At 67.4% G+C, this 12,571-nt stretch carries 10 protein-coding genes and 1 pseudogene; 4 read left to right on the forward strand and 7 right to left on the reverse strand.

Going from position 1 to position 12,571, the window contains the following annotated elements; translation table 11 throughout:
- Positions 1-4: 4 nt before the first annotated feature.
- On the forward strand, positions 5-1,507 hold the full coding sequence (locus N4G66_RS30660; protein ID WP_261707508.1) for an MFS transporter: 1,503 nt from the start codon (positions 5-7) through the stop codon (positions 1,505-1,507).
- 274 nt (positions 1,508-1,781) lie between these two features.
- On the opposite strand, the gene N4G66_RS30665 is transcribed toward N4G66_RS30660, so the two are convergent.
- The gene (locus N4G66_RS30665; RefSeq protein WP_261707509.1) at positions 1,782-2,633 is read right to left on the reverse strand and encodes an alpha/beta fold hydrolase; all 852 of its coding nucleotides are present in this window, start codon (positions 2,631-2,633) and stop codon (positions 1,782-1,784) included.
- Between the two features lie 628 nt (positions 2,634-3,261).
- A pseudogene (locus N4G66_RS30670) lies at positions 3,262-3,731 on the reverse strand (YciI family protein); the annotation flags it as partial.
- A gap of 154 nt (positions 3,732-3,885) precedes the next feature.
- Here N4G66_RS30670 and tnpA point away from each other — a divergent pair.
- The 3 genes from tnpA (at position 3,886) to rph (ending at position 8,935) form a co-directional block, all read left to right on the forward strand.
- Positions 3,886-4,338, forward strand: a complete 453-nt coding sequence (gene tnpA / locus N4G66_RS30675; RefSeq protein WP_261707510.1) for an IS200/IS605 family transposase — start codon at positions 3,886-3,888, stop codon at positions 4,336-4,338.
- On the forward strand, positions 4,322-5,533 hold the full coding sequence (locus N4G66_RS30680; protein ID WP_261707511.1) for an RNA-guided endonuclease InsQ/TnpB family protein: 1,212 nt from the start codon (positions 4,322-4,324) through the stop codon (positions 5,531-5,533). The genes tnpA and N4G66_RS30680 overlap by 17 nt, the downstream gene beginning before the upstream one ends.
- An 804-nt stretch (positions 5,534-6,337) precedes the next feature.
- Complete coding sequence (gene rph, locus N4G66_RS30685; protein WP_261707558.1) at positions 6,338-8,935, forward strand: rifamycin-inactivating phosphotransferase; 2,598 nt, start codon at positions 6,338-6,340, stop codon at positions 8,933-8,935.
- Between the two features lie 27 nt (positions 8,936-8,962).
- On the opposite strand, the gene N4G66_RS30690 is transcribed toward rph, so the two are convergent.
- From N4G66_RS30690 to N4G66_RS30710, 5 genes are all read right to left on the reverse strand, one after another.
- On the reverse strand, positions 8,963-10,168 hold the full coding sequence (locus tag N4G66_RS30690; protein WP_261707512.1) for an ISAs1 family transposase: 1,206 nt from the start codon (positions 10,166-10,168) through the stop codon (positions 8,963-8,965).
- Between the two features lie 529 nt (positions 10,169-10,697).
- On the reverse strand, positions 10,698-11,066 hold the full coding sequence (locus N4G66_RS30695; protein ID WP_261707513.1) for a hypothetical protein: 369 nt from the start codon (positions 11,064-11,066) through the stop codon (positions 10,698-10,700).
- Positions 11,067-11,146: 80 nt separating this feature from the next.
- The gene (locus N4G66_RS30700) at positions 11,147-11,554 is read right to left on the reverse strand and encodes a hypothetical protein (protein WP_261707514.1); all 408 of its coding nucleotides are present in this window, start codon (positions 11,552-11,554) and stop codon (positions 11,147-11,149) included.
- Positions 11,555-12,027: 473 nt separating this feature from the next.
- Complete coding sequence (locus tag N4G66_RS30705; RefSeq protein ID WP_261707515.1) at positions 12,028-12,177, reverse strand: hypothetical protein; 150 nt, start codon at positions 12,175-12,177, stop codon at positions 12,028-12,030.
- A gap of 58 nt (positions 12,178-12,235) precedes the next feature.
- Positions 12,236-12,388: a transposase family protein gene (locus N4G66_RS30710; protein WP_261707516.1), complete on the reverse strand. Its 153-nt coding sequence runs from the start codon at positions 12,386-12,388 to the stop codon at positions 12,236-12,238.
- Positions 12,389-12,571 lie beyond the last annotated feature (183 nt).

Raw genomic sequence — 12,571 nt, forward strand, 5'->3', positions numbered from 1 at the left:
CCCCATGACCACTGTCCAAGACCGGCCCGCCCCCGACACCCGGCGGTGGAAGGCGCTCGCCGTCTGTCTGACGGCGGGCTTCATCTCGCTGCTCGACACCTCGATCGTGAACGTGGCGCTGCCCTCGATGGAGCACGGGCTGGCCGCCTCGGAGGCCGCCCAGTCCTGGGTGGTCTCCGGGTACGCCCTGACCTTCGGGCTGGTGCTCGTCCCGGCCGGCCGACTGGGCGACATGCGCGGGCGACGCCAGGCCTTCCTGCTGGGGCTGGCCCTGTTCACGCTGGCCTCGGGGGCGTGCGGCCTCGCTCCCAGTGCCTCCTGGCTGGTGCTGTTCCGCCTGGTCCAGGGCACAGCGGCGGGCATGGTCGCCCCGCAGACCTCGGGGCTGATCCAGCAGATGTTCCAAGGCGCCGAGCGGGCCAAGGCCTTCGGTCTGCTCGGCAGTGTCATCGGGATCTCGACGGCGGCAGGCCCGCTGGCGGGCGGTCTGCTGATCGACGCCGTAGGCACCGATGACGGCTGGCGCTGGGTGTTCTTCGTCAACCTGCCCATCGGGGTCGCCGCGTTCGCCGCAGGACTGCGGCTGCTGCCCCGATTCCCGGCGGCGACGGGCAAGCGGGAGAAGTTCGACCCGTTCGGTGTGCTGCTCCTCGGCGCCGCCGTGCTCGCGCTCATGCTGCCGCTGGTGCAGATGCAGCAGTGGACCGGGCGGCTGAAGTGGGCCATGCTGCCGGTGGCCGCGCTGCTGCTGGCCGCGTTCTGGGCGTGGGAGCGGCGCCAAGGACGGCACGGGCAGGCTCCGCTGGTCGATCTGAACCTGTTCTCCCTGCGCTCCTTCACGCTCGGCTCCCTGATCAGCCTGACCTACTTCGCGGGCTTCACCACGGTCTTCTTCGTCTACTCCCTGTTCCTGCAGAACACGGCCGGATACAGCGCGCTGGCAGCCGGTGTCTCGGTGCTGCCCTTCGCGGCCGCCTCCGCGGTCGGCGCCGCCATCGGGGGCCGGCTCGTGATGCGCCACGGCCGCAAGCTGGTCGTCTTCGGTCTCTTCGCGGTGGTGGTCGGGCTGCTCGGGGTGATCGTGGCGGTCCAGCTGGTACCCCTGCAGAGTGTCGGGTGGGCCACGGCCCTGCCCATGGTCATCGCCGGGATCGGCTCGGGCCTCACGGTCTCCCCCAACACGACGCTCACACTCACCCGCGTCCCCGTTCTCCGTGCCGGCGCGGCGGGCGGGGTGCTGCAGACGGGGCAGCGCATCGGCTCGGCGGCCGGTATCGCCGTGGTGGGCGCGGTGTACTTCGCGCATCAGGCCGACCACGGTCGCTCCGTCACAGCCATTCAGCTCGGACTGCTCACCGCCGTCGGCATGAGCCTGATCGCACTGCTTCTGGCCGTCGCGGACCTACGGGTACGCCAAGCACACCCCGAGCCGGAGCGGGCCGTGGAAACCCCCCGGCGTGGTTTCGAGGAGGGGGACGCCGAGGAAATGGTCCGGCGCGGCGGCTGAGGGGCACGGCCTCCGTCACGGCTCCCCCGCTCTGACTCGTCAGGCGAGTTCACCGGCCCAATCGGTGCGCCTCAGGCGGGAACTTCCGCCGTGCTTCTGGACCTGCACAGCGATCTTGTGCCCGATGCCGAGTGGACTCACATCGCCCGGAACCACATTTCGTCGGTTCGCCGATCTTCGGCCAGGTCCTGGATGCCGCCCGCCGATACTCGGGTCCTGAGTATCGGCAGCGAGGAAGGAGCCCATGGGGCGGCATCCTGCCAAGACCTGAGGATCAGAAGCGGCTCGTCACCCGCGCGGCGTTCTTGGCGATGCTCGCGACGATCTGGTCATGGAGCGGCACAGGCAGGTCGTGGCCCATCGCATCGAGCGGCAGGTAGGTCGAGTCGGCGAGCGCGGCGTGGGTGGCCTCGCCGCCGGCGATTTTGATCAGCGGATCTTCGCCACCGTGGATCACCAGCGCGGGGAGCCTCAACTGCTGAAGGCGTTTCGTGCGGTCAGGCGCGATCAAGGCCGCAGTCACCTGGCGTGTTCCGCCCTCGGGATGCTGCGCGCGGTCGTATGCCTGCGTCGCCAGCGCGAGGCGGCGCTCGCTCTCGCTGTCCGCGTAGGTCTTCGAGCCGATCGTGGCGTACAGGCCGGCGATCTGCTTGATCGCGTCCTCGCGACCGGGTGGCAGCGGTTTGGTCAGCTCCTCCAGCACATTGCCGTCGGCCATGCCGATGCTGATGTGCGGCGTGCTCATGATCGAGCACAGGCTGAGCACGCGCGCCGTGTGCTCGATCGCGAGCAGCTGGGCGATCATCCCGCCCATCGAGGCGCCGACGACGTGCGCCTGCTCGATGCCGAGATGGTCGAGCAGCTCGACCGTGTCACGCGCCAGCGCCCTCAGGTAGTACTGGCTCGGTGTGCTCTTCCATTCCGTGAGACCGCTGTCGCGGTTGTCGGGACGAATCACCCGGTAGCCCCGCTCGACGAGCGCGTCGACGATCTCCTGCGGCCAGTGGATCAGCTGCGAGCTGAGTCCCATGATCAGCAGCAGCGGCTCCCCCTCCGAGTTCCCCTCGTCGCGAAAACACATCTTCACCGTCGTCAACTCCGCGAACTGATCGCGCTTGTCGCTCATGGCATCCTCTCCGGCAGTTGAGTCCCCCTGCCGTCCAACAACGCCGGCTCGACGCGCGGTGAGAGCTCCGCAACGCCAGGCCCGGCGTCGTACTGGAAAGCAGATTGGGGCGGGCCCGACGGCCCGTCCACAGAACAACGAGCCGACGATCAAGGAGACACGCCCTGGCCCCAGGCATATGCCGGAACATAAAAGCCCTGCTCAGGACCGATAGAGGGTTTTATCCGTCCTCGCTGACGTCCTTCCGGGCCTCGCGGCTCGGGTCGTGCAGCTCCCGCAGGCCGGGGCCGGCGGTCGGGTGAAGGCGCCGGCATTCGACGAGCCATCGCCTACCTGAGCCGAGAGCACGGCTTGTCAGACTCAGAGGCATCTGAAGGCGGGCTGATGCTGGTGACTGAGGCGTCCCTCAAATCGCCGGGATGCTTCGCCATCCGACGACAGTGCTGCCGCGCCTCCTCCATACCGCCACCGTCCGGCATGAGTCTTCCGGCGACAACAAGAGCGGCCCAGTAGGCGGACGGGCTGCCGTCGGGACAACGGCACCAACAGTCTCAGCCTCAGCCGGGGAACACCGTCCCTGCCCATGCCGTCACCGTACGCACTTCAGCACTGAATCCACACCCTCGGTTCATGACGGTCGGCCGCCGAACTGCCAGTTGTGGACCTCGATGTCGGCGTACCGGTCCGGGGTCAGGACAGCGCGTGCCGTGTCCGGGTCCGGTGCCCGGACCAGTGCCTCCGTACCCAGCCAGACGGCGCGGTCGTCGGACAGCAGCGGCCCGTATGCGATCAGCTCGTCCTGGTCGGGCGGCACCGTGAGGTCAGCGGCCTGCCCCGTGCCGAGGCCGAGCACCAGGTACCGGTTGCCCCCGGTCCGGCCGCCGGGGAAATCCCACATGGTGCGTCCCAGCGTGTTGCGCCACCGGCGCAGCAGCACGTCCCGGTACACACTGGCCTGATAGCCGGGCTCGTCGAAGGCGAACGCGCGGGCGGAGGCGGGATCTGGCAGGTCAACGATGTGCACGCTGCCGGTGGGCGTGTCGCCGTCGTCGGTGAGGGTCGGGCCCAGGCGATCATCTCCTTCGCGTACCGGTCCATCAGGACCTAGCGAGGGGACCCGCGCCTTCAGGCGTGGGGGGAATCGCTTCTCGGTGCTGCTTTGACCTCAGTTTTGTCCATGGATCTGTCCTGTCGGCCTCGGGGTGCCGATATCGGCGGACACTAGACACATGCCGTGCATATATTGGTGATTATGGCCGTGCCTCGGAAGGTTCGCCGATATTCCGGCGGTGTGTACGACTTGGGTCTGCATGTCGTGTGGTGCCCGAAGTACCGCCGTCGGGTCCTTGGCGGCCGGGTCGCGGTCCGGCTGCGTGAGTTGATCGAAGCGAAGGCGGTGGAGAGGGGCTGGGAGATCATCGCCCTGGAGGTGATGCCCGACCACGTCCACGTTTTCGTCAAGCACGGGCCGAAGGCCTCCGCGTCCTACGTTGCGAACCAGTTCAAGGGCTTCACTTCCCGCGTCCTGCGCGAGGAGTTTCCGCATCTGAAGTCGCAGATGCCCACCCTGTGGTCGTCGTCGTTCTTCGTTGCCTCGGTCGGCGCGGTCAGCGCGGACACGGTCGAGCAGTACATCAACACCCAGTGGGAACGCCCCTGGACCAACAAGCGGAAGAATGAGGAGGACCGTGCACCGTGCGTATAAGTTCCTCCTCCGTCCCACTGTGCGCCAGGAGCAGGCGCTGGGCGAGATGCTGCGGGATCACTGCTCGCTCTACAACGGGGCGCTGCAGGAACGCCAGGACGCCTATCGGCATGTCTCGAAGACCTCGGTGAAGTACGGCGACCAGTCGGCCCAGCTCAAGGACATCCGGGCGTTCGACCCCGAGCGTCAGGGACGCTGGTCGTTCTCCTCCCAACAAGCCACGCTGCGCCGTCTGGACAAGGCGATGCAGGCGTTCTTCCGCCGGGTCAAGGCCGGCGAGAAGCCGGGTTACCCCCGCTTCCGGGGCGTGAACTGGTTCGACACCGTTCAGTTCCCGAAGGACGGTGACGGGTGCCGCTGGGATTCCACCCCCCACGACCCGGTCACCCGGGTACGCCTCCAGGGCGTGGGCCACGTCCGCGTGCACCAGCACCGGACGGTCAAGGGCCGGGTCAGGACAGTCGGCGTGAAGCGTGAGGGCCGGCAGTGGTACGTCGTCCTGGCCTGCGACGAGGTCCCCGCCGAGCCGCTGCCCGCGACGGGCGCGGTGACCGGCATCGACATGGGCGTCGCCCACTTCCTGACCACGTCCCAGGGTGAGCACATCGCCAACCCCCGCCACGGCAAGCGTAACGCCGCAGCCCTGGCCAACGCCCAGCGCGCCCTCAAGGCGTTCCCACGAAGGAAGCGGGACAACCGGTCGGCCAAGCACCGCCGGGCCGTGGAGAAAGTCGCCCAACTGCACCGCAAGGTCAAGCGGCAGCGCGCCGACCACGCCCACAAGACCGCCCTCACGATGGTCCACACCTACGACGTGATCGCGCACGAACGCCTGCGCATCGCGAACATGGTCCGCGCCCCCAAGGCCAGGCCCGACCCCGGCGCCCCCTGCGCCTTCCTGCCCAACGGCACGGCGGCCAAGGCCGGGCTGAACAAGAGCATCCACGACGCGGGTTGGGGGGTGTTCCTGGGCATCCTCGCGCACAAGGCTGAAAGCGCCGGTCGCATGCTGGTTCCCGTGGACCCCCGCAACACCTCCCGCACCTGCCCCCCATGCGGGCACGTGTCCAGCGAGAACCGCGCCACACAGGAGAAGTTCGAGTGCGTGAAGTGCGGCCACACCGCCAACGCCGACACGGTCGGCGCACTCAACGTCGCTGTCAGGGCCGGGCTGGTCCTTCCCGACGTGGCCTAGCCACCGACAGGAGAAGCCCCCCGAGCTTATCCGGGAGGAGGAGTCACGCCCGCAGTCTTTACCACCACGCACGGCGAAAGCGCGACCGACTTATGACCGATCGGCCAGCAGCGACAAGCCTCCGACCTGCAAACGGTTCCAGAAATGGGCGCTCACCCGAGGCGTCCGTCCGGCGAACCTGGCGCAGCACTCGCGTGGCGCGAAGGCCTCCGGGAGAATGCGGCGCGCTCGGCGTTCGGGCTTGCCGACAAGGGGAAGAACATCTGGTTCCGCGGCTGCATCCGTAGGCCGAGGGGGCATCCGCCTGGGCCGACGACGCGTACCCGTACGCGCCGCGCCATCACTTCGGAGAGACGCTTTCCAGTTCCCCCGGACGGCAAAAGGCAAAGGCAAGGAGAGCTCTCTCTCCTTGCCACTCTCAACATATAGCGCGCTGGGGGGCTTGCCGCAAGACCCGGGTCACGGCGCAGAATCGTCGGCCGATGCCACAAACTGCGGAAAAGGCGGCACGACGTGCACGTGTTGTTGTCGACATGTGGGGTCGACGTATGGAGTCGACGTGTGGGGGGGGGAACGTGGTGACGTCGAACCAGTCGTGGGAACCGGCAGTGCAGTTGCGGGTGCTCGGCGCGGAGGTACGGGGTGCGTGCCGCCCGACCGGGCGGAGCGGCCGGCCGACTCGTCGAAGGTAAGGCAACCGGGGATGAGGACATGCTCGACAAGAAGTTCGACGGAGTCGGAGGCGCCGGTGATTCGATCGGCCACCGCAGTGCAAGGGAGCACGGCCGTATCGGAGGTATCGGAATGATCGAGCAGTACGTATTGGATCTTCAAGAGGTCGACGAGCTTCAGGTCGCGGCCGTCGGTGGAAAGGGCGCTCACCTGGGCGGTCTGTCGCGGATCGAGGGCATCCGCGTGCCGGGTGGCTTTTGCGTGACGACGGACGCCTTCCGTCGGATCATGGCGGAAGCGCCGTCGATCGACGATCGGCTCGACCGGTTGTCGCGCTTGAACCCGGACGACCGGGAGGGGATCCGTACGCTCAGCGCGCAGATTCGTTCGGCCGTCGAAGAGGTTTCCATCCCGGGCGATCTCGCGGCGGCGATCACCAGCGGACTCGCCCGACTCGGCGAGCAAGCCGCCTACGCCGTCCGATCCAGCGCGACGGCAGAGGACCTGCCGACGGCCTCCTTCGCCGGCCAGCAGGACACGTACCTGAACGTCGTGGGGCCGACGGCGATCCTCCGGCACGTCAGCCGGTGCTGGGCCTCGCTGTTCACCGAGCGGGCCGTGACCTACCGCCAGCGGAACGGCATCGACCACCGCACGGTCCACATGGCCGTGGTCGTGCAGCAGATGGTCTTCCCGCATGCGGCCGGCATCCTGTTCACGGCCGACCCCGTCACGGGCAACCGGAAGGTCGCCACCGTGGACGCCGGCTTCGGCCTCGGCGAGGCTCTGGTCTCCGGCCTGGTGAACCCGGACGTCTTCAAGGTGCGGCACGGCGAAGTCGTCGCCAAGGCGATCGCCGCCAAACAGCGTGCCGTTCACGCCCTTCCGGCCGGCGGTACGCAGGAAGTGGCGATCGACTCGCAGCGGCAGGAGCAGCCGGCGCTGACGGATGCGCAGGTCGTGCGGCTCGTGCAGCTCGGCCGGCGGATCGAAGCACACTTCGGCCGCCCTCAGGACATCGAATGGTGCCTGGCCGATGACGGCTTCCAGATCGTTCAGAGCCGGCCGATCACGACGCTGTTCCCCATCCCCGAGGCCGATGACCAGGAGAATCACGTCTACGTCTCCGTGGGGCATCAGCAGATGATGACCGACCCCATGAAGCCCCTGGGGTTCTCCATGTGGCAGCTGACGGCCATGGTGCCGATGCACGAGGCCGGCGGGAGGCTGTTCGTCGACGTCACCCGGCGCCTGGCCTCGCCCGCGAGCCGCGCCGCCCTCCTGGACATCATGGGGAGAGGCGATCCGCTGGTCAGGGACGCTCTGGAGACCGTCCTGGACCGCGACGACTTCGTCCCCTCGCTCCCGGACGCGGGCCGCGGCGGGCCGCCGGTCGGCGGCGCGTCCGCCCCGATCGAGACCGATCCGGCCATCGTCACCGAGCTGATCGAGCGCACCCGGGTATCCCTCGCCGCCTTGGAGCGCGGCATCCGGACGAAGAGCGGACCGGCGCTGTTCGACTTCCTGCTGGAGGCCTTCGAGGAGCACAAGCGAGTCCTCAGTGATCCGCTGAGCGTGCAGGCGATCATGGCGGGGATGGAGGCCACGTGGTGGCTCAACGACAAGCTGGAGGAGTGGCTGGGCGAGAAGAACGCGGCTGACACGCTCACGCTGTCCGCCCCCGACAACATCACCTCGGAGATGGGACTGGCGCTGCTCGACGTCGCGGACGTGATCCGCCCGCAGCCGGAGGTGGTGGCGTTCCTGCAGGGCGTCGAGGACGAGGACTTCCTGGACGAGCTGGCGAAGCTCACGGGCGGGACCGAAGCGCGCGACGCCATCGAGACCTACCTCGACCGGTACGGCATGCGCTGCGTCGGCGAGATCGACATCACGAGGCCACGTTGGCGCGAACGCCCCGCCACACTCGTGCCCGTGATCCTCGACAACGTCAGGAACTTCGAGCCGGGCGCCGCCGGGCGGCGCTTCGAGCAAGGGCGGCAGAAGTCGCTGAAGAAGGAAGAGGACGTGCTGTCACGGCTGAGGACCCTGCCTGACGGGGACCGGAAAGCCGACGAGGCCGAGCGAATGATCGACCGGGTCAGAACCTTCATCGGGTACCGGGAATACCCGAAGTACGGCATCGTCAGCCGCTACTTCGTCTACAAGCAGGCCCTGCTGGAGGAGGCCGAGCGCCTCGTGCAGGCCGACGTGCTTCCTGAGAGGGAGGACATCTTCTACCTCACGTTCCAGGAACTCCACGACGTCGTGCGCTCGCACCAGGTGGATGACCAGCTCGTCCAGCAGCGCAAGGAGGCGTTCGGGTCGCACCACGCGCTCACACCGCCCCGGGTCCTCACGTCGGATGGCGAGGCTGTCACCGGGGCGTACCGGCGCGACGGCGTGCCGGCCGGCGCCCTGATCGGCCTACCGGTTTCCGCCGGGACCATCGAGGGGAGGGCCCGCGTCATCCTTGACATGGCGGAGGCCGATCTCGAAGCGGGCGACATCCTGGTCACGACCTTTACGGACCCCAGCTGGTCGCCGCTGTTCGTCGGAGTCGCGGGTCTGGTGACGGAGGTGGGCGGCCTGATGACCCATGGCGCGGTGATCGCCCGGGAGTACGGCTTGCCGGCCGTCGTGGGGGTGGAGCAGGCCACCCGGCTGATCCGGGACGGGCAGCGGATCCGCGTGCACGGAACGGACGGGTACGTCGAGATCCTGCCTTGACCGGCCGCACCGAGGCCCAGGGCTTGATCAAGTTCCGTGGGCGTCCGGATTGTTGGTGATGCCCAGGATGGGGAGTGCTCGTTGGGGCTCGTCGCGGATCGCCCGGGTGGTCTTGGCGATGTTGTCGGCTCCGAGGGTTTTCAGTGCGCCGATGGCGAGGTTGCGGAGGGTCGCCATCGCCCGTGGTGCGGTCCCGGCGTGGACGGTGGAGGCGTCCTCGGCGAAGGTGACATCCCTGATGTGGTGCGAGGAGTTCTCCACGCCCCAGTGCCCGCGAATCGCGGCGGCCAGATCGGCGGGACCGGCTTGGTGGGCGTCGAGATTTGTGACGGCGTAGACACTCTCACGGGTCTCACGCCGGCCGGTCTGCTTGCGGCGGCGGTGGATGCGGATGGCCAGGCGGGCGTGGGGAAAGGCGATTCCGCCGAGTTTGTCGGCGATCGAGCAAGTCTTGATTGAGCGGGACTCGCGGCGTCCGTGTCCAGCCCCGGAGGCGGTGTGCTGGACTGCGATGGACTGCCAGGGCAGGGCGGCGAGTTGGGCGTGGACGGTGGGCTGGTTGGTCTTGATCACGGCGATGTAGTGGGCCTTCTTGGTCTCGACCAGCCAGGAGATGTTCGACTTGACCGAGTGCAGGGCGTCGAAGGTGACGACGGTGCCGGTCAGGTCCAGCGGTGCCAGCAGTGGACAGAAGTGTGTGGTTTCGTTCGTCTTCGCGCCGACTTCTACCTGGGCAAGGGTCACGACGGTGCCGTGGGTGACCGCGGAGAGCAGATGTCGGCGCGTCGCGGTGAGACGGGCTGATCCCTTGAGTGCCTTGCCGTCGACAGCGATCACACGCGACGGCCCGAACCCGGAGGGCGACGAAGCCTGGGCGGGTTCGGTGGCGGCGCGGTGCCGGTCGGCCAGGTAGGCGCCGACCGCCCGGTCCAGGGCGTCACCGTCAACAGCCCCCAGCACACGGCCGATCGTGGCCGGCGGAGTGCGCCGCCATCTGAGCAGGTGGCGGCGGATCCCGATCGCCGTCAGGAGTGCCGTCGAGGCACGCTGGCTCCACTCGGCGAGTTCGTCGATGCTCCTGGCTCCCGAGACAGCCGCGCAGGCGCACACCAGCAGGATCGCTGTGAGTGAGTACCACCGGCCCCGCCGTGCGCGCGGGTCGGGCACCGAGTCGAAGTAGGGGCGCAGGTCGGCGATCCGGCCGCTGTCCAGCGGGCCCAGTTTCACCAGCACGGCAGGTATGGGAGAGGATGCAGCAGCAGGCACGGGCCACCTCATGATCATCTGGCTTAGACACCACAATGATCACGAAGCCCGTGCCTGCCTTGTTATGCGCCCCAACCGGTCACAACCCGACCAGCCGCACGACCCCGGAACTTGCAACCGCCCTGCAACAGGGCCTCCCGGAACGCTCGGAATGGGGTCGCACCCCCGAGCTACCAGGAGGCCCTGCCTTCATGCGCGTACGGCCGGAAGATCACCCGACCAGGAACTCCGTTCGACCTGCAGGTTTCAAGATCGGTTGAGATGCGGCTTCTCACTGCAAGCGACGCCTCACCGACCTCGACTGAACCCACCACCCCGTTGATCCGTCAGATCACGAAGTACGACTGGAGTACTGGGCCACGAAGAGCACCCTGCGCTACGCCCAGCGCCACCCCGAACTCCTCATCGGTTTCCTGGCCGGAACCGGCCTGGAACTTGTCGCCCCCGCGTCAGCCCGTAGTCAGAGATCAGCATCAGCGGGGGTCTCGCCACGCGATCAGCCGTGGACGGTCTGCTTCACACCGTCCTTGGTGGTGATGTCCACGGACATACGCCACCTCGTACGCTTGCCAACCGTGACGGTGACCGTGTCCGCGAATTTTCTGCCGCGCAAATCCTTCGCCTTGATGCGGGCGCCGAACGTGGCGCTGTCGTCGCAGCCACCGACCTCGGCGCTGAGGCCGGTTCCGCTAGTGACAGTGAGACCGCCAGGTCCGAGACAGTCGTAGCGGACGCCTAGTTCGGCGATCAGGTCAGCAGAAACAGGAAGTTTGACCGTCCCGGGTCCGAGATGGCCCGGCGTCTCCTTTCCGCTGTCAGGACGGTCCGGATCAGACACCAGCACTGATTTCGACGGGCTGCCCACAGGAGCCCGATTTCCCCCTCCCCCACACCCGGCGGCCAGGATGACGATGACTGGCAGTACGGCCAGATGTCTTCTGCGCATCAGCTCTTTCCGTGCCAGGTTTCGCGACCCTTGTAGAGCAGCCGCGCTGATCCACTGCGCAGCACCTTGGTGCTGCAGTTGGGCTGCGTCTGGTTGTAGTTCCACTTCGTGTACCTGAGCTTCACACCCGCGTGCAGGTAACCGTGCCTCATGTTGTTCGGCACCTTCCACGACCACGTGTAGGTCGAGCTGTTCGTCCACTGCCATGCGAAGTGGTAGTCGAACGACGCCGACGCCTTGACGAAGACCACCTTCGCTTCGCCCGTGATCGCTCCGCCCACGGTGGACGTCGTCGTCTTTCCCTTGTGGAAGGTGATGCTGATTGTCGTACCGCTGTCGCCGCCGGAACGGGGTTCCAGGTCCCGGTAGTAATTGTGACTGCCGGAAAAATCGTAGCCCTTGGTCATCGGGCAACTCATGGGCACAGCGGCGGACGCAGGTGTGGAGCTGATGACGGCCAGTGCCGCTGCGACACAGCCTGCCGACATGATTCGCGAAATTCGGCGCACGCGTTCCCCTCGGTTTTCTTTGGTCGACAACGGCCTCTACAGCCGCCGAGGAGAGACCCTAGCGCCGACTCCCACCTCCGTTCGCACGGTTGAGCGAAACCTGAGGTGCGGCGACAGGCGGGACCGGGTCGCCCGTTCGGGTGCTGGTGCCCCAGTACTCCAGTTGCACTTGGCGATCTGACGGATCATCTGGGTGAAGGGTTCAGTCGAGGTCGGTGTGACGTCGCTTGCAGTGAGAAGCCGTGGCGGTCACGCTTTTCGGCTCTGACTCAATTTCTGGATGCTGTTGGTGATCTTCACGCGGTGAGGTGAAGTCTGCCGGCTGTCCGTGAGTCGATGTTCTCGTGGTGCTGCACTGGTGCAGGGCTTGATCAAGTTCCATGGGCGTCCGGATTGTTGGTGATGCCCAGGATGGGGAGTGCTCGTTGGGGCTCGTCGCGGATCGCCCGGGTGGTCTTGGCGATGTTGTCGGCTCCGAGGGTTTTCAGCGCGCCGATGGCGAGGTTGCGGAGGGTCGCCATGGCCCGTAGTGCGGTCCCGGCGTGGACGGTGGAGGCGTCCTCGGCGAAGGTGACATCCCTACAGCCGCGCAGGCGCACAGGCGCACACCAGCAGGATCGCTGTGAGTGAGTACCACCGGCCCCGCCGTGCGCGCGGGTCGGGCACCGAGTCGAAGTAGGGGCGCAGGTCGGCGATCCGGCCGCTGTCCAGCGGGCCCAGTTTCACCAGCACGGCAGGTAGTGGGAGAGGACGCAGCAGCAGGCACGGGCCACCTCATGATCATCTGGCTTAGACACCACAATGATCACGAAGCCCGTGCCTGCCTTGTTGTGCGCCCCAACCGGTCACAACCCGACCAGCCGCACGACCCCGGAACTTGCAACCGCCCTGACCGAGGCCTGATGCGGAGGATCA

Source organism: Streptomyces rhizosphaerihabitans, assembly GCF_025399795.1.
In the GTDB taxonomy this organism is placed as follows: Bacteria; Actinomycetota; Actinomycetes; order Streptomycetales; family Streptomycetaceae; genus Streptomyces; species Streptomyces rhizosphaerihabitans.